At 45.1% G+C, this 18,117-nt stretch carries 16 protein-coding genes and 2 other annotated features; of the genes, 14 read left to right on the forward strand and 2 right to left on the reverse strand.

Annotation, left to right across the window (positions count from 1 at the left end; all coding sequences use genetic code 11):
• A complete protein-coding gene (locus A5877_RS10795; protein WP_005232327.1) occupies window positions 1-669 on the reverse strand; it encodes a response regulator transcription factor in 669 nt (222 codons plus the stop codon).
• Window positions 670-826: 157 nt separating this feature from the next.
• On the opposite strand from A5877_RS10795, the gene A5877_RS10800 reads away from it, so the two are divergent.
• From A5877_RS10800 to A5877_RS10830, 7 genes are all read left to right on the forward strand, one after another.
• A complete protein-coding gene (locus A5877_RS10800) occupies window positions 827-1,519 on the forward strand; it encodes an NAD-dependent protein deacylase (protein WP_005232325.1) in 693 nt (230 codons plus the stop codon).
• A 13-nt stretch (window positions 1,520-1,532) separates the two neighbouring features.
• Window positions 1,533-2,381 carry a chorismate mutase gene (locus A5877_RS10805; protein ID WP_042890165.1) on the forward strand — a complete coding sequence of 283 codons (849 nt, stop codon included), beginning with the start codon at window positions 1,533-1,535 and terminating at the stop codon, window positions 2,379-2,381.
• Window positions 2,378-2,902, forward strand: a complete 525-nt coding sequence (locus A5877_RS10810) for a transcription repressor NadR (protein ID WP_016611442.1) — start codon at window positions 2,378-2,380, stop codon at window positions 2,900-2,902. The genes A5877_RS10805 and A5877_RS10810 overlap by 4 nt, the downstream gene beginning before the upstream one ends.
• A gap of 120 nt (window positions 2,903-3,022) precedes the next feature.
• Window positions 3,023-3,261 (forward strand) — a binding site (T-box leader).
• A gap of 51 nt (window positions 3,262-3,312) precedes the next feature.
• Window positions 3,313-3,553: a binding site (T-box leader), on the forward strand.
• Window positions 3,554-3,621: 68 nt separating this feature from the next.
• Window positions 3,622-4,698, forward strand: coding sequence for a methionine ABC transporter ATP-binding protein (locus A5877_RS10815; RefSeq protein ID WP_008376218.1), 1,077 nt, complete (start codon window positions 3,622-3,624; stop codon window positions 4,696-4,698).
• Window positions 4,699-5,379, forward strand: a complete 681-nt coding sequence (locus A5877_RS10820; protein ID WP_005232318.1) for a methionine ABC transporter permease — start codon at window positions 4,699-4,701, stop codon at window positions 5,377-5,379.
• A 52-nt stretch (window positions 5,380-5,431) separates the two neighbouring features.
• Window positions 5,432-6,271, forward strand: a complete 840-nt coding sequence (locus tag A5877_RS10825) for a MetQ/NlpA family ABC transporter substrate-binding protein (RefSeq protein ID WP_008376213.1) — start codon at window positions 5,432-5,434, stop codon at window positions 6,269-6,271.
• 59 nt (window positions 6,272-6,330) lie between these two features.
• Window positions 6,331-7,539: a M20 family metallopeptidase gene (locus tag A5877_RS10830; protein ID WP_005232314.1), complete on the forward strand. Its 1,209-nt coding sequence runs from the start codon at window positions 6,331-6,333 to the stop codon at window positions 7,537-7,539.
• Window positions 7,540-7,632: 93 nt separating this feature from the next.
• Here A5877_RS10830 and def read toward each other — a convergent pair whose 3' ends face one another.
• Window positions 7,633-8,196: a peptide deformylase gene (gene def, locus A5877_RS10835; protein WP_008376209.1), complete on the reverse strand. Its 564-nt coding sequence runs from the start codon at window positions 8,194-8,196 to the stop codon at window positions 7,633-7,635.
• Window positions 8,197-8,442: 246 nt separating this feature from the next.
• On the opposite strand from def, the gene A5877_RS10840 reads away from it, so the two are divergent.
• From A5877_RS10840 to A5877_RS10870, 7 genes are all read left to right on the forward strand, one after another.
• A complete protein-coding gene (locus A5877_RS10840; protein WP_042890166.1) occupies window positions 8,443-9,507 on the forward strand; it encodes a DUF871 domain-containing protein in 1,065 nt (354 codons plus the stop codon).
• Entirely contained in the window at window positions 9,500-10,408 is a 909-nt protein-coding gene (gene murQ / locus A5877_RS10845; RefSeq protein WP_042890168.1) for an N-acetylmuramic acid 6-phosphate etherase, read from the forward strand. The genes A5877_RS10840 and murQ overlap by 8 nt, the downstream gene beginning before the upstream one ends.
• Window positions 10,408-12,420: a glucose PTS transporter subunit IIA gene (locus A5877_RS10850; protein WP_016619647.1), complete on the forward strand. Its 2,013-nt coding sequence runs from the start codon at window positions 10,408-10,410 to the stop codon at window positions 12,418-12,420. Before murQ ends, A5877_RS10850 begins: the two co-directional genes overlap by 1 nt.
• Before the next feature lie 128 nt (window positions 12,421-12,548).
• Window positions 12,549-13,580, forward strand: a complete 1,032-nt coding sequence (locus A5877_RS10855; protein WP_086316821.1) for an LPXTG cell wall anchor domain-containing protein — start codon at window positions 12,549-12,551, stop codon at window positions 13,578-13,580.
• Window positions 13,581-13,846: 266 nt separating this feature from the next.
• On the forward strand, window positions 13,847-14,515 hold the full coding sequence (locus A5877_RS10860; protein WP_005232294.1) for a TetR/AcrR family transcriptional regulator: 669 nt from the start codon (window positions 13,847-13,849) through the stop codon (window positions 14,513-14,515).
• Complete coding sequence (locus A5877_RS10865) at window positions 14,508-16,235, forward strand: ABC transporter ATP-binding protein (protein ID WP_008376197.1); 1,728 nt, start codon at window positions 14,508-14,510, stop codon at window positions 16,233-16,235. Before A5877_RS10860 ends, A5877_RS10865 begins: the two co-directional genes overlap by 8 nt.
• Window positions 16,232-18,112 carry an ABC transporter ATP-binding protein gene (locus A5877_RS10870; RefSeq protein WP_005232291.1) on the forward strand — a complete coding sequence of 627 codons (1,881 nt, stop codon included), beginning with the start codon at window positions 16,232-16,234 and terminating at the stop codon, window positions 18,110-18,112. The genes A5877_RS10865 and A5877_RS10870 overlap by 4 nt, the downstream gene beginning before the upstream one ends.
• The last annotated feature ends 5 nt before the right edge of the window (window positions 18,113-18,117 follow it).

Here is an 18,117-nt window from a genome sequence, read left to right on the forward strand (position 1 = left end):
TTAAGCTAGCTTGACGCCGATGCCCCAGACAGTATCGATATACGCTTCATCTGGATCGAGTGTTTTGATTTTGCTGCGTAAATGGCTGATATGGACATTGATCGTGTTTTCTTCACCGTAGTAAGGTTCTTGCCAAACAGCTTCATAGAGCATTTCTTTGGTATAAACTTTTTTGGGGTTCGCTAAGAGCAGGGAAAAAATCTCAAACTCCTTTTTCTTTAACTGAACCGTTGCCTCTCCTCGTTGCAGCTGAAACGAGTCAGGCAACAGTTGAATGTTTTTATACGAGTGGCTGCTGGCAACTGGAGGGGGTTGTTTATTTGTTCGCAATTGAACAATGATACGTGCCTTTAATTCTTCGACATTGAAGGGTTTGGTCAAGTAATCATTGGCTCCCGCCAGCAAAAGGGTGGAAACATCGGCTGGTTCATCTAAGGCAGTCAAGATAATGACGGGGACCGTGGAGGTTTGGCGAATCTCTTGCAAGACTTGTGTCCCATCTTTACCGGGGAGCATTCGATCTAGCAAAATCAAGTCGAAAGCATCTTGCTGAAAAAGCAGCAGACCTTCCGTGCCTGAATAGGCTTGCTGGACGGTATAGTCAGCTGCTAAAATAGTAGCCAACATTTCGCTGATCTCATTGTTGTCTTCGATAATCAAAATTTTCATTTGGTTTTCCCATTCTTCTTGTATTTATTGCATTTATTATAAGCAATTCCGCAAGAAAAAGCATTAGTTGCTTTTAAAAAAGAAAATGGCTGATTTTTCGCAAAAACGGTTCTTTTTCGGTTAGAATAAGAGAAAAGCCATAAAGGAAGTTAGAACGATGAAGGTATCTATTGAGCAAGCAATCGCAACGGTCACCGCCGCATCATCCGTGACCTTTTTGACGGGTGCCGGTGTTTCAACCCCATCGGGCATTCCTGATTACCGTTCCTTAAAAGGGGTCTATCAAGGACTGGCCCAGCCAGAGTATTTGTTAAGCCATGACTGTTTAGAAAACGAACCGGAAACATTTTATCAGTTCGTCAAGCACCTCTACCATCCTCAGGCCCAGCCGAACATCATTCATCAAAAAATGGCTGCGCTGCAAACGAAAAAAACAGTTTGGGTCGTTTCACAAAACATCGATGGACTGCATGAAAAAGCGGGGAGTCACCAAAGAATCGATTTTCACGGCTCCTTGTACAACTGTTATTGCCGAAAATGCGGTAATCCGGTACCTTGGCAAGCGTATTTGCAGGATTGGCACCATGCAGGATGTGACGGTCAGATTCGGCCGGCGATCGTGCTTTATGGGGAAGGATTTACGGATGAAACCATTGAAGGAGCCATTCAGGCCGTTGCTCAAGCCGACCTGACGGTGGTCGTGGGGACTTCGCTGCAAGTCTATCCTTTTGCAGGGCTAGTCGATTACAGCCAGCAGGTGTTGGTCATCAATAAGGAACCATTGGCGATCCCGAATGAATATGGCATGTTGACAGCAGCAGCCGAAACGTTTTTCCAGAAAATTGAATGAAGGAGTTTATGATATGACACAACGTACCGAAAAAGAGAAAATGATTGCTGGCGAATTGTATTTTTCCCCAGATCCAGAATTGGTGGCAGACCGGAAATATGCCCGTGAACAAATGAACCTGATCAACCAAGAAACTGATGCAAAAATCAAAGAGCAGTTACTAAAAGAAACTTTCGGCTCTGTGACTGGTCGAATCTATATCGAACCGAATGTCCGCTTTGATTATGGCTACAATATTTCTGTCGGCAAAAACTTCTATGCTAACTACGACTGTGTGCTATTAGATGTTTGTCCAATTACCTTTGGTGACAACTGTATGCTGGCACCCAATGTTCGGTTGTTTACGGCGACTCATCCATTGCATCCGGTCAAACGAAATAGCGGCTTAGAATTAGGGGCACCGATCGTGATTGGCGATAACGCGTGGATCGGTGGCGCGGCCACGATTTTGCCGGGGGTGCGCTTAGGTAACAATGTCGTGGTGGGGGCTGGCAGTGTGGTCACAAAATCATTCCCAGACAATGTTGTGCTGGCGGGAAATCCGGCACGGGTCATCAAGACGATCGACTTGGAAGAAGAAAACAACCAGCAAGATCCTTTGGCTGTTCAGCGAGCGGCGATCGATGACATTGATTGGCAGCTCACGCATCTTTTAGAAAAACGCATGAGTACAGTTAATGAAATCGTGCAATTGAAGAAAAGTAGTCAGTTGCCGGTTTTAGATGAAAATCGTGAAGAGAAAGTGCTGGAAAATATTCGGCAGGCGATTTCAAATCAAGCCTATGAGGAAACGATTTTAGCCATGTTTCAATCAATTATGAAACACTCAAAAACCTATCAAGAGAATCAATTGGAGGAATGAGTATGGATGGAGCAACACGTCGAGAAACGATTTTAGCGGCATTGAAGCAAGCGGACAAAGCGATCAGTGCCAGCAAACTGGCAGAATCACTAGGAGTCAGTCGCCAAATCATCGTTGGGGACATTGCCTTGCTGCGAGCAGCCGGTGAAGCGATCGCGGCCACTGCTCGCGGCTATCGACTGCAAGCACTGTTGAATGAGGCGGGGCATGTCAGCAAGCTAGCGGTGCAGCATCGGCCTGAACAAACCGAAGAAGAATTGCGGATTTTTGTCGCTTGTGGCGTGGAAGTGGTCGATGTCATCGTTGAACATGAAATCTATGGAGAGATCACTGGCAATTTGCAGATTCAAACAGACCAAGACGTGACTGATTTCATCAACAAAACCAAACATGCAGAAGCCCGCTTGCTCTCAGATTTAACCAATGGGGTACACTTGCATACGTTGCGTTACACCGATCCTGCGGCTCTGGAAAAAGCCAAACAACAGTTAGCAGAAAAAGGCATGCTCTATCAAAATTGAGGCGTAAACCATTCTGGCAAGGACGCTATCGGCAGTCTTGGGGAACACTTAGATGAAAAAATTGTGATTTTTTGTTGACAAGGCGTTCATTTTCCAGTAAAGTACAACTCAACAAGAATAATGAATCTGTTGAGAAGGAAAGTAACCGCGGATACTTTAAAGAGAGACTCTGGTTGGTGGAAAGAGTCAAGTCAGAAGCGATGAAAAATGGCCTTGGAGGATTGATTGTCGATAAGTAGGCAATCACGGATGCGCACTACCGTTACAAAGTGCACCAATCTCTAGCACGGCTAGACGTTGGGTTGAGGGAAGGGAAACCTTCTAAACAAAAGGTGGTAACACGAGTATTCGTCCTTTTACTAGCAAACGCTGGTAAAAGGACTTTTTTTATACACAAAAATCAAATAGCACCACACACGAAGAATTGGTAAGTACAAAAGCACGTTTTTTCAACAGAGAGCTTCGGTAGCTGAAAAGAAGCATCAAACGACTTTTAGAAAATGGCCAAGGAGTGATTCGTTCCGAGCAGTAGTTTGCAAGGCGACGACGGTAGCGACCGTTATCTGGCTAGAGTATGATCGTACTCGAAAAGGAGCTGTATGCGAGTACAGCTTAAACTGAGGTGGTAACACGCAAAAAGGCGTCCTCAAACAAGTCACAGGTGACTTGTTTGAGGATGCCTTTTTTTATTGAAAAAGACAAGAACTAGGGGGAAGACGATGATTTCATTAAAAGATATATCAGTAACATTCAATCAATCAAAGAAACCCGCGATCCAAGCGGTCAAAAACGTATCGATCGAGATCGACAAAGGGGACGTGTACGGCATCGTGGGTTACTCAGGCGCCGGGAAAAGTACACTCGTCCGTGTGATCAACTTATTGCAGCGCCCAAGCAGCGGCAGCGTCGTCGTCAACGGCACGGAGCTGACCACACTTTCTGCGAAAGACCTGCGAGAAAAACGGAAAACGATCGGAATGATCTTTCAGCACTTCAACTTGATGGACAGCCGCAATGTTTTTGATAACGTGGATTTTTCCTTGAAATATGGGGGACGGTCCAAACAGGAACGTCATCAAAAAGTAACCGAGCTGCTGGCGCTTGTTGGATTGGAAGAAAAAGCCCAAGCGTTTCCTAGCCAACTATCTGGAGGACAAAAACAGCGGGTCGCCATTGCCAGAGCTTTGGCAAATGATCCAGAGATCTTGCTGTGTGATGAGGCAACTAGCGCCCTTGATCCGAAAACGACCTTACAGATATTGGCTTTGTTGAAAAAATTAAATCGGACTCTCGGTTTGACCATCGTGATCATTACCCATGAAATGCAAGTTGTCAAAGAAATCTGCAACAAAGTGGCAGTGATGGAAGACGGTGAAGTTATTGAGCAAGGTTCGAGCGTTCAGATTTTTAGCCAACCAGAAAAACCATTGACCAAAGATTTCATCCGAACGGCGACGCACATCGACCAAGCCTTAGAAACGATCCTCGGCAGTTCGAAGTTTTCTTCCTTGGCACCGAATGAATGGCTGGTGGAGCTGTCCTACGTGGGGGATCAAACCAATGAACCACTGATCGCCCAATTGTACAGTCGCTACAAAGTGACCACCAATATTCTTTACGGCAACGTGGAGATCTTGCAAGAAGTGCCGATCGGCAGCTTGGTCGTTAGCTTATCCGGAGAGTACCAACAGCGCAAACATGCCTTAGAATATTTGAAGTCTCAAGGAGTGTACACCAATATTTTAAAAGAAAATCATGCAGAACCATTAAACAATGTGATTAAAGGAGGATTTTAGATGGCTGCCTTATTAGAAAGATATTTTCCCAATGTTGTTGCGATCCAAGATGAATTTGTCGCAGCAACGATCCAAACCTTGTATATGGTTTTTTGGACCTCCTTGATCGCGGGCATCTTAGGCATCTTGTTAGGGATCGTCCTGGTAGTGACTCGACCGAGTGGAATTTTAGAAAATCGACCACTCTTTGAATTTCTCGATAAGGTCATCAATGTGGTCCGCTCGATCCCTTTTATTATCTTATTGACGTTGCTAGGAACCTTTACCCGATTTCTTGTGGGAACGACGATCGGCGAAACAGCAGCATTGGTTCCTCTGATTGCTGGGATCATTCCTTTCTTTGCTCGGCAGATCGAGATTGCCTTGCTAGAAGTTGACCCCGGTGTCGTGGAAGCAGCCGAAGCGATGGGCACCAGTCCTTTCGGCATCATTTTTCGGGTCTATTTGCCAGAAGGCGTGGCGGGAATCATTCGGGTCTCTGCATTGACCGTGATCAATGTGATCGGATTGACCGCCATGGCAGGAGCAGTTGGCGCTGGCGGTTTAGGTAACTTAGCCATCACCCGCGGGTACAACCGATTCCAGACCGATGTCACGATCATGGCGACCTTGATCATCTTAGTATTCGTTTTTATCAGTCAATTTGTCAGCAACCTACTCATTAAACGAGTATCACACTGACCACCACTTACGTACAAATAAAAAAACAAGCAAGTCTATGGAGGAAGAAAAAATGAAAAAAATCGTACAATCAATCGTCTTAGGGGCAGCATTATTATTTATTACCGGATGCGGAAACAATGGCAGTGCCGCAGCCACTGATCAAGAAGAAGTCACTGTGAAATTAGGAGTGATTGGCGCGGACACCGATGTCTGGGATGATGTCAAAGATCGTTTGAAAGACGAAGGCATCAATTTAGAATATGTCCAATTCTCTGATTACAATCAACCCAACGCAGCATTAGCTGATGGTTCCATTGACCTCAATTCATTCCAACACCAATTTTTCTTGGACAATTATAATAAAGAATTTGGTACCGATCTCGTATCGATCGGCAATACAGTCAACGCGCCATTAGGCATTTATTCCGACAAAGTGACGGATGTCAACGACTTGGCTGAAGGAGCTAAAGTTGCGATCCCGAATGATGTGACCAATGGTGGTCGGGCATTGCTCTTGTTACAATCAGCTGGATTGATCAAAGTGGATGAAGCAGCCGGACAAACACCAACGGTCGCGGATATTACTGAAAACCGTTTGAATTTAGAAATTTCGGAACTTGATGCAGCGCAAACAGCCCGGGCACTTTCCGATGTCGATGTTTCTGTTATCAATAGCGGCATGGCGGTAGATGCAGGATTTGTGCCTACCGAAGATGCAATCTTTTTAGAGCCTGTTGATGAAACGGCCCGTCCTTACGTCAACATCATTGCCGCCCGTAAAGAAGATGAAGACAATGAAGTTTACCAAAAAGTGGTTGCTGCTTACCAAACAGAGGATACGAAAAAAGTCATCGAGGAAACGTCAAAAGGATCAAGTGTTCCTGCTTGGGAAACCTTTGGGGCAAAATAAGTACCACGTAATTTGATATAAAATTGAAAAAACATGTATAAAAAAGGAGAGATTTGATTATGACAACAGCAACTATTACAAAAGCAACGATTAAACCATTTATCCAAGAGCGTTTAGCCGCTTATCAAGCCTTGGCATTAGATATCCATAATCACCCAGAAGTCAGCAACTATGAGTTTTACTCAGCCGATGCCCTGATCGCCCAATTAGAAAAAGAAGGCTTTGCTGTTAAAAAGGATGTCGCAGGACATCGTACCGGCTTTGATGCCCGCTATGTCAGTGGAAAACCGGGCCCAACGATTGCCTTTTTAGCTGAGTACGATGCGTTACCAGGGATCGGTCATGCTTGTGGGCACAATCTCTTCGGGACTTATTCCGTCTTAGCAGCCAGTGCCCTGCAACCTTTCATCGATGAGCTAGGCGGGGAGATTCGAGTCTATGGGACGCCAGGAGAAGAAGGTGGGGAAAATGGTTCCGCTAAAGGCAGTTTTGTCCGTGAAGGGTTCTTCAATGATGTCGATGCCGCTCTTTGTGTCCATCCAGCCCATCGCTATGGCAAAACGACAGCGTCATTAGCCAATGATCCAGTGGATATCAAGTTCTATGGTCGAGCTTCCCATGCGGCAGCTGCACCAGAAAAAGGCATCAACGCGTTAGAAGCATTGCTGCAAGTCTTTAACGGGATCAATGGATTGCGTCTGCACTTACCAAAAGACGTCAATATTCATGGTGTGATCACCGATGGTGGCGTGGCAGCCAATGTCGTGCCAGAATATGCAGCCGGTCGTTTTTATTTACGAGCAGCCAATCGAGCGACCTTGAACGATGTCTACGAGAAAGTCGAAAACATCGTCAAAGGAGCCGCTTTAGCTACGGGAGCGACCTATGAATTCGGCTTGTTCCAAAACTCCGTCGATGATGTGATCGTGACACCAAGTTTTGATGAGATTTTCTTTGCCCATGCCCAAGAAGCGGGCGTACCTGCCGATGAGATCGATACGGAAGCCAAAACAAGTCTTGGTTCTTCTGATGTCGGCAATGTCAGTCAAGTGATCCCGACGATCCAACCCACCGTTTCGATTTCAGATGACTACATTGCGGGTCATTCGGAAGAATTCAAAGCCGCTGCCAAGAGTGAAAAAGGCTTGCAGTCGATCGCTATCGCGGCTGAACTTTTAGCGCTGACCGCGTTAGATCTTTTTGAACAACCGGCGTTATTAGAAAAAATCAAAGCCGATCATCAAGAAAGTTTAGCGAAAGGCAATTAATGCCAAAATCGTGAAAGAAGATATCCAGAGGATACTCAATAATATAGAAGAAAAAAAAGTCTCTGCCGCAAAATGTCGGTAGAGACTTTTTAGTTAGTCGATGACTAAAATGCCTTCTTTCAATGAAAAAGGATTTTGTTGATTGATATGATCGTAGAACATGACCCCGTTCAAATGATCGATCTCATGCTGAACGACGATCGCAGGATAGTTCTTTAAACGAACTTTTTTCTTTTTGCCGTTGATGTCGTAATAGCTGATCGTGATCCGGGCATGGCGTACCACGTAGCCAGGGACTTCACGGTCCACGGACAGGCAGCCCTCGCCTTCACCCAAACAAGCTTCTTGCACGGAATGACTTAGAATTTTAGGATTGTAAAGAACATCTTTAAAATCAGGTTCTGCTTTTTCTGGGTCGCTGCTAGGGACGAGGACCGCTGTGATTCGTTTTGAAATATCTAATTGAGGAGCTGCTAGACCAACACCACCTCTTAATTCGAGTTCTTCTGCCTTGACTGGGTCTTGGCTGTTTTCTAAAAAGGTCATCATTTCTTTTCCTAGTGCGATATCTTCTTCGCTCAAAGGAAATGGTACTTCTTTTGCTACTTCACGCAAGGTTGGATTGCCTTCGCGAATAATATCATCCATTGTAATCATTGATGATGTGATTCCTCCTACTATGTAAAAATGACGAAAGCAAGTTTCGTTCCTAATAAAGTGTACCACAAGTGCAGAAAGAAGGGCATAAGAAAGTTTAAACGGTAAAGCTTTCTTATTAAATGAAACGATATTTCTATATTGATGATTTAATTATGAAATATAGTTGCGAACAGGAAGAGAATCAGTTATAATGCTTTTATAGAAAACGGTATCACGATAGTGACTCACCAAGGAGGCAAAGAGATGTTCGGCTTTTCTGTATTTATGAACGAAGACTTGACGGCAGCAGAACTTGAGCAGATGACTGCGATGGCATCAGGCTTTAAAGGGATTTTCACCTCCATGCACATACCAGAAGACGATCGCAGTACCTATCGGCAGCGTCTGACGGACTTGGGAGGTTTCGCAAAAGACCATCAGCTGTCTTTAATGGTAGATATTTCTGGAAACGCCTTAGCAGAAGCGGGCTTTTCCATCGACAATCTGGCGGAACTAAGGGAGATCGGTGTCACTGGTTTACGAATGGACTATGCCATTGACAATCAACAAATCGCTGCTTTTTCAAAAGAAATGACCATTAGTTTGAATGCCAGTACATTAACGGAAAAAGACATTCGAGAGCTGCAGACGTATGGAGCTGATTTTACTCGTTTGGAAGCTTGGCACAATTATTACCCCCGACCAGAAACAGGACTGGATGCTGACTGGTTTCAGGAGAAGAACCGCTGGTTGAAAGCACAAGGCTTTTTCGTCCAAGCCTTTGTTCCAGGAGATGCCAAGAAACGCGGACCGTTATTTCAAGGATTACCCACACTGGAAAGACACCGCAACTGGTCGCCTTTTGCCGCAGCGATCGACTTGTTGGCTACTGGCTCAGTTGATGCTGTTTACATTGGTGATGGGATGGTTTCTGCAAAAAGTGCGCAGCAGTTTGCGACGTATCTGCAAGAAGCGCGGATCGTTTTGCGGGTCAAAGATCTTGGTTCTACTTACTTTGAACACGTACTAGGGGATCACCAGAATCGTTACGATGAAGCTCGGGATGTCTTGCGCAGTGCTGATGCCCGTTTCAATGCCATTCCAGAAGTCAAACCTGAACTTAGTCAAGAGCGGACAATTGGTGCTGTGACGATCGATAACCAAGAGTATTTGCGCTATATGGGAGAGATTCAAGTGTGCAAACGACCATTGCCTGCAGACCCCAAAGTCAACCTCGCCGCTCAGGTGATACCAGCTGATCTGCCTTTGATCCAACAAATCAAAGCAGGGATGCGATTTAATTTAGAAAGAGATGATTCCAATGAATAAAATCAATTTAGACAAATTAACGACTGAACGACGCAATAGCGAAACGAGTAATTTAGATGAAATGACAATTTTAGAAGCGTGTCAAAAAATGAACCAAGAAGATCAAAAAGTTGCCTATGCGGTGGAAAATGAAATTCCTAGTATTGAAAAAGTGATTGAACAAACTATCGCTGCTTTTAAAAAAGGCGGACGCTTGATTTATCTTGGCGCTGGGACAAGTGGTCGATTAGGCGTCTTGGATGCGGCCGAATGTGTCCCAACCTTTGGGGTATCACCTGAGATGGTGGTCGGTCTGATCGCCGGTGGTGAAGAAGCGATGACGGTTGCTGTCGAGGGAGCAGAAGACTCCTTAACGCTAGGGAAACAAGACCTTGTCGATCTGAAGTTGAACCCAAATGACATGGTGATCGGGATCGCTGCCAGTGGTAGAACGCCTTACGTGATTGGGGCTCTTGATTACGCCAATGAGCTTGGTGCCACAACAGCTACGATCGCTTGTAACAAAGATGCGGAGATCTCTCAACATGCCAGCTTTCCAATTGAAGTCGATTGTGGCCCAGAGTTTCTGACGGGTTCGACTCGTTTGAAATCAGGAACTGCCCAAAAATTGATTTTGAATATGATCTCGACGTTATCGATGGTAGGGATCGGTAAAGTCTACAATAATTTGATGGTCGACGTGAAAGCGACCAACGAAAAATTGGTGGAACGCTCAAAACGGATCATCATGCAGGCAACTGAAGCTGATTATGAAACAGCCGCTGCAGCATTTGAAGAAGCAGATCAGAATGTCAAATTGGCGATCGTGATGCTGTTGACGGATAGCACGAAAGACGAAGCACAAGCAAAACTTGCCACGGCACAAGGGTTTGTCAAAACGGCGTTAGGAGGAGAAAAGTAATGGCAAAAGAAACACTGACGGTAGAAGAGTTAGCGGAGAAGATTTTTCAAGAAGCCGGCGGAATGGATAACGTAGAAACAGTCAATCACTGTATGACTCGCGTACGAATGACCGTCCGCGACCACGACAAGGTCGATCAACAAGGGTTAAAAGAGATTCCCGGCGTGATGGGTGTCGTCAATGACGAGCAGCTGCAAGTCATTATCGGACCAGGGAAAGTCAACAAAGTAGCCAACGCAATGGTGGCAAAAGCCGGTGTTGATTTAGGGCAAGAGATCCCGCAGCAAAAATCAGGCAAAGAGGCGTTATCAGAAAAAACGGCAGAGATGAAAGCAGCCCAAAAAGCCAAACAAAAATCATCACCATTGAAGTCGCTGCTGAAAGACATTTCAAATATCTTTGTTCCAATGATTCCAGCCTTCGTTGGTGCAGGACTCGTTGCAGGGATCGCCTCCGTTCTGACCAACATGATCACTGCTGGAAATTTAGATGGAGACACTTGGAATTATTATGTCATGATTTTAAACGTCCTAAGAAATGGGATGTTCACCTATTTAGCAATCTTTACTGGGGTCAATGCTGCGCAGGTCTTTAAAGCCAATCCAACCCTTGGTGGAGTGATCGGTTCGATCATCTTGCTGACCGGTATGAACCCAGAAGCCCCGATCCAAAACTTGTTCACCGGCGAAGCTTTAGCTGCCAACCAAGGAGGGATCATCGGTGTGATCTTCGCTGTATGGCTTTTGGCGAAATTAGAGGCAGTGCTGCATCGAGTGATTCCTGAAGCGATCGATATTATCGTGACTCCGACGTTGTGTTTGTTGATCATCGGTTTGACGGAGATTTTCTTGATCATGCCATTGGCAGGTCTGATCTCTGACAGCTTAGTCGGTTCAATCACTTGGGTCTTGAATGTGGGCGGTGCGTTTTCTGGGTTTGTCTTAGGGGCGGCCTTCCTACCAATGGTCATGTTTGGTTTGCATCAAATTTTGACCCCGATCCACATCCAAATGATCGAAGCAACAGGCAGCACGCAATTATTACCGATTTTAGCCATGGCTGGTGCCGGTCAAGTCGGAGCAGCTTTCGCCTTATGGGTACGACTACGTAAAGACAAAGAGCTTTCTGAAATGATCAAAGGTGCATTGCCAGTTGGGATCTTAGGTATCGGCGAACCATTGATCTACGGAGTGACATTGCCATTAGGTCGACCATTTATCACTGCTTGTATTGGTGGTGGGATCGGTGGTGCGGTCATTGGCGCTTTGACAAATATCGGCGCAACGGCGATTGGACCATCAGGGCTAGCTTTGATTCCATTGATTGCCAACGGCCGTTGGATGGGCTATATTTTCGGCTTGTTAGCAGGCTATGCTGGCGGCTTCGTTGCCACCTACTTCTTTGGGATTCCTAAAGATCGCTTAGAAGCAGTCAAAGGGATTGAGGCAGAGGAGGCAAAACCAGCTGCAACCGTCACTGTGCAACCGCAACCAAAAGAAACGAGTGAAACGGCTGCAAAGGAAACGGCAGCAAATTCATCAGCAACAACGATCGATACACCCTTATACGCAGTAGCAACAGGTACGACAAAATCGATCAGCGCGTCAAGTGATCCGGTATTTTCGCAAAAAATGATGGGCGACGGGTATTTCGTCTTGCCAGACAATGGGGCGATCTTTGCACCAGCAGCAGGAACCGTCACGACGATTTTCCCAACGAAACATGCATTGGGGATCAAGACTGCTAGCGGGCTAGAGATTCTGCTGCACATGGGTGTCGACACCGTCGAATTGCAAGGAGCACCTTTTGAGATCCTGGTGGAGGAAGGCCAAGCGGTGACACCAGCCACCCAAGTTGCCCAAGTCGATTTGGCGCAGTTGACGGCTAAAGGCAAAGCTTCTGAGATGCTTGTCATTATCACCAATATGGACCAAGCAGCCAACGTTGAACTGTTACCGATCGCGGAAACAAACGCAGGTCAAGCAGTCATGCATGTGGCAACGATAAAATAATGGTAAAACCTCTATCTGATAAAGATGGAGGTTTTTTTTAAGAAGTTACTAAATTGATTGCGGAAACGAGGCCTTTATGTTACAGTTTCGTTACAAAGGGAGAAATCCCATTCGAGGAGGCAATGATGATGAAAAAAATAATTTGGTTCGGACTAATGACGCTGGCATTTTCACCAATGATGGTTCATGCAGATGAAACGGCTACGAGTGGAAGTGACAATCCGGTTGCCGTTAGCGAGACGCTTTCATCAGAAGGGCAAACAGACAGTGAGCAGATTCAAAATTCTGCCCAAGAAAGTACAGATGAAAACCAAGAAACGGATCAATCCGCTACTTCAGAAACTACAGCTGACGAGAATCAAGAGCCAGTCGATTCCGAAGCCGTTATTGCCTCGATCCAAGCAGAGACAGGGACGCAAAACGTCAATGAGATCAACACGTTAGCCGATGAACCTAGTTCGCTTCGTAGCGCCTTAACCCAAGGGATCACTGAAGGCAGTGTGACCGCATTTACCCAAGAACAGTTGGACCAGTTGACAGATGAAGAATTGACCAATGGCAATCGCCTAGCGTTACGTTATTCTAGTGATGCGATGGGCTTTGATATTGCTTACTTGGCAAAAATCATCGGTGCCTTGTTTGTCGATCAGACGTTATCCTGGGAAGCCATTGAGCCGCAACTGGCTTTTGATGCGAATAGCTACGCCAGTTTTGCTGACTTGATTCCTGTCGTGGATCAGTTGCAGGAATATTTACGGGTCGTCTATCCATCAGACGGAGTCTTTTTACATTTGAATCAAGCCGTTTCCAACGAATGGATGATTTCAATTTTGACCAATTTGAATCAGATGGAACAAGAGATGCAAGTTGATCCAGGTGCCTTTGTCCCCGGACGGATCTCTTATATCATTCAAGCGGCAAATGATTCCATGTATCTGCCTACAGGCACGCAAACGAGTACGACTGAAGAAGCGACGGCAACTTCGACGACAGCCCAAGAAACAGCGACAACGACTTCTTCGAAAGAGGCCAACGCTACTGCCGATGGCGAAAAAACATTACCTAAAACCAATGAAGCGCCAAGTTATACCTTATTGATCGCCGGTGTTATCCTGCTGCTGATCGTTTTCTTGATTTTATGGCGCCGAAAGAAAAAATGACCGTTATTTATAATCGGCGGAATGAAAAAATAGCAACCTTCGTTTTCCATCAGGGAAACGAAGGTTTTTTGTTTTCAGAAATTTCATTGGTTATTTCTTTTCAAATAACGCCCTTTATAAAAAGACCAGAATCGATTCCTTCATAAAAAAGTCAAATTTAAATTCTTGCATTCTCTGGTGAGGGGTGTATAATGACACAGTGTCATATGACAACGTGTCATATCGAGAGCTGTGATTTATTTTAAATTAGAAAGGAGTTGCTTGTGATGCCGACCGATACATTTTTTCACTTGCCGCCAGAAAAACAAAAGCGCATCTTAAATGCGGCGAAAAAAGAATTCTCAAGGCTGCCGTTGAAAGACGCCTCGATCGCCAACATCATCAAAGATGCCGAGATTCCTCGCGGGAGTTTTTACCAATACTTCGAAAACAAAGAAGATCTTTATTACTATTATTTCCATACGTTGAAAAAAAATAGTCAGCGAGATCTGCTGAAATCGATCCAACATGAAAACGGTGATCTGTTTGCGGGGTTCGAATGGTACTTTTCACGGATGATCGCCGAGGTTTTCAAAGGCAAAAACGCAAACTTTTACCGCAATTTATTTATGAGTATGGATTATCGTTCCTTCCATAAAGTCGTGCCAGAGATGCAGCACAAGATGCATCAAGAACACAAAGCCGATCGGCAGAAGCAGCAAGCCATCTTTTTGTCAGAGGTCGACAAAGATTTATTGAAAGTCAAAGACGACCATGAGTTGAAAATGCTGATCCAGCTGCTGATGCATACCGTCTTTTCGACGATTGCCGAAGCCTATCGCCAATCAGCATTTGATCCAGACTATGATCCTGCCGAAGCGATCGCTGATTTCAACAGTAAAGTCCGCTGGTTAAGAGAGGGCGCAAAAAAAGAAAGAGGGGAAACTTATGATTAAGCTGATAAAACGCGTATCCGTCATTTCCATAATCATGGCAGTGGTGTTTATGGTGATCCAAGTCGTTTCTGATTTGTATCTACCGACATTGACTTCCAATATTATCAACAATGGTGTGGCGACAGGGGACATTGATTACATTTGGAAAACCGGCTTTTACATGATCGGCTTTTCATTGATCAGTATCATCGCTGCTTTAGGAAATACGTATTTCGCAACAAGAGAATCACAAAAATTAGGACAAAAACTACGTTCGGACATTTACCAAAAAGTTGAGAATTTTTCTTCTCGTTCTTTCGATAAATTTGGGACCGCATCATTGATCACACGAACCACTAACGACGTCAACCAAATTCAAATGGTGACGCAAATGTTTTTACGTATGATGATCAATGCACCGATCACACTGATTGGGGCGAGCTTCTTGGCCTATCAAAAAGATGCCCAATTAACACGAATCTTTTTAGTCGTTATTCCTATCATGCTAGTATTAGTTGGCGGTATTATGTATTTTGCCGTTCCTTTATTCAAAAGTATGCAAAAGAAAACTGACCGTTTGAACTTAGTCTTTCGTGAAGGCTTGACGGGGGTCCGCGTTATTCGGGCATTTGACAAGACGGATTATGAAGCGAATCGCTTTGATCAAGCCAACAAAGATTACACCCACACCGCGATCAAAGTAAATACCATCGTGGCCTTGATGATGCCTTTAATGACGTTGATCATGAGTGGAACGAACATTGCCATCACATGGTTTGGTGGTCATTATATTGCCGAAATGACCTTAGAAGTCGGGAACCTGATTGCGTTTATGACTTATGCGATGCAAATTTTGATCAGCTTTATGATGCTGTCCATGATCTTCGTGATGGTGCCAAGAGCCCAAGCATCAGCTGACCGGATCAACGAAGTCTTAAATGAAGAAGATGAAATTCTCGATCCAAAAACACCAGCGACATTGAGCTTACAAGGGGATCAAGCAACCTTGACTTTTGACCATGTGGCGTATCGCTACCAAGGCGCTGAGAAATTGGCGTTGGAAGATATCGACTTCCAAGCAAAATCTGGTGATTTTGTTGCCATCATCGGTGGGACGGGCTCAGGGAAAACGACCCTAGTCAATCTCTTGCCTCGTTTGTACGATGTGGAGTCTGGTGCAATCAAAATCAATGGGGTCAATATTGCAGAAATCACCCAGCATAATCTACGAGAAGTCGTGGGCTTTGTTCCGCAAAAAGCGGTACTGTTTTCCGGTACCATTCGTGAAAATATGAAATACGGAAAACCTGATGCGACAGACGAAGAAATCTGGCAAGCATTAGAGATCGCCCAAGCCAAAGATTTTGTCTCCGAACTGGCAGATGGCTTAGATAGCCGTGTAGAACAAGGCGGCGGCAACTTCTCTGGTGGACAACGTCAACGTTTAGCGATTGCTCGTGCGTTAGTGAAACAAGCAGATGTCTATGTCTTTGATGATTCCTTCTCCGCATTGGACTTCAAAACCGATGCAAACTTACGAGCAGCGCTGAAACGCGACATGCAAGACAGCATCATGGTCGTGGTTGCCCAACGGGTCAGCACCGTCATGGATGCCGATACGATCTTAGTATTGGATGAAGGACAACTCGTAGGGAAAGGGACCCATGAATCATTAATGGCAGACAATGAAACCTATCAAGAAATCGTTTCTTCACAATTGAGAGAGGAGGATCTTGCATGAGTGAAAAGAAAACAACAACACAACACCGTGGCGGACCAATGGGTGGCGGCCCGGGCCGTAACATCGGTGCCAAAGGACCAAAACCAAAAAACTTTTGGGGGACGGTCAAACGGCTTTTCGGGTACATGTCGAAACGCTCCCTCGCTATCATTGCCGTCTTCGTTTTAGCGATCGCAGCCGTGATCTTCCAAATCCAAACACCGAAAATTTTAGGGGAAGCGACCACTGAAATTTTTAAAGGGGTCATGATCGGTACGCAGCAGATGCAAGCCGGCCAACAGGTGACAGAATTTCCTATCGATTTTGAGAAAGTTGGTCAAATCATTTTGATCGCGATCGGCATGTATGTGATTTCAGCCGTCTTCAACTTTCTACAACAGTTTATTATGACCCGTGTCTCTCAACGAACGGTTTATGAGCTGCGTCGAGACTTAGATGAAAAAATGAACCGCTTGCCGATCTCTTACTATGATACTCACTCAAATGGGGATATCATGTCACGGGCAATCAATGATATGGATAATATCGCAAGTACCCTGCAACAAAACTTGACCCAATTTATTACGAGTGTCGTGACCTTTATCGGGGTTTTGTGGATGATGCTGACGATCAGTTGGCAACTGACTTTGATTGCTTTAGCAACGGTTCCTTTAAGCTTGATCGTCGTGATGATCGTCGCACCAAAATCGCAAAAATTCTTTGCGGCCCAACAAAAAAGTTTAGGATTGCTCAATGACCAAGTCGAAGAAACTTACGGCGGTCATACAGTAGTCAAAACCTTCAACCATGAAGCTGCCGATCAAGTCGTTTTTGAAGAAGAAAATGACCGTCTGTATTCTGCTGGTTGGAAAGCCCAATTTATTTCAGCGATCATTATGCCCTTGATGAACTTCATTAAAAACTTAGGCTATGTCTTCGTGGCTGTCCTTGGTGGAATCAAGGTAGCGAATGGGAACATGACGTTAGGGGATGTGCAAGCATTCTTGCAATACACCAATCAATTCTCTCAACCGATCACTCAAATCGCTAGTTTGCTAAACACCATCCAATCAACCGTTGCATCTGCCGAACGGGTCTTTGAAGTCTTGGATGAAGAAGAAATGAATGATGAGCCTTCTGGTTTACCAGTGGAAGACAGTGAATACAAAGTTCGTTTCGATCATGTTCAATTTGGTTATGCCCCAGACAAATTATTGATGACCGATTTTAATCTGGATGTCAAAGCTGGTGAGATGGTGGCTATCGTAGGACCAACCGGCGCTGGGAAAACCACGCTGATCAATCTCTTGGAACGTTTTTATGATGTTTCTGGCGGTAGCATTCGTTATGATGGCAGAGATACCCGAGACTTGACTCGTGATGAATTGCGTAGTAATATCTCGATGGTGCTGCAAGATACGTGGTTGTTTACCGGCTCCATCTATGACAACATTCATTATGGAAATGAAAAAGCGACCAAAGAACAAGTGATTGCTGCGGCGAAGGCTGCCCATGTGGATGATTTTGTTCGCAAATTGCCAGAAGGCTATGATACGGTCTTGAATGAAGAAGCCAGCAACATCTCCCAAGGTCAACGTCAGCTGATCACGATCGCCCGCGCCTTCTTAGCGGATCCGGACGTCTTGATTTTGGATGAAGCAACTTCTAGTGTCGATACGCGGACTGAGATCTTGATCCAGAAAGCAATGGGGCGTTTGTTAGAAAATCGGACCAGCTTTGTGGTTGCTCACCGTCTCTCTACGATTCGTGATGCTGACAATATCATCGTGATGAATCACGGATCTATTGTTGAAACTGGAAACCATGAGGAATTGATGGCGCAAAACGGTTTCTATGCAGACCTTTATAACAGTCAATTTTCAGAAGAAGTGGCGTGATCCAC

Origin of the sequence: Enterococcus sp. 3C7_DIV0644, from assembly GCF_002141235.1 — a bacterium.
Lineage (GTDB): Bacteria > Bacillota > Bacilli > Lactobacillales > Enterococcaceae > Enterococcus_D > Enterococcus_D entomosocium.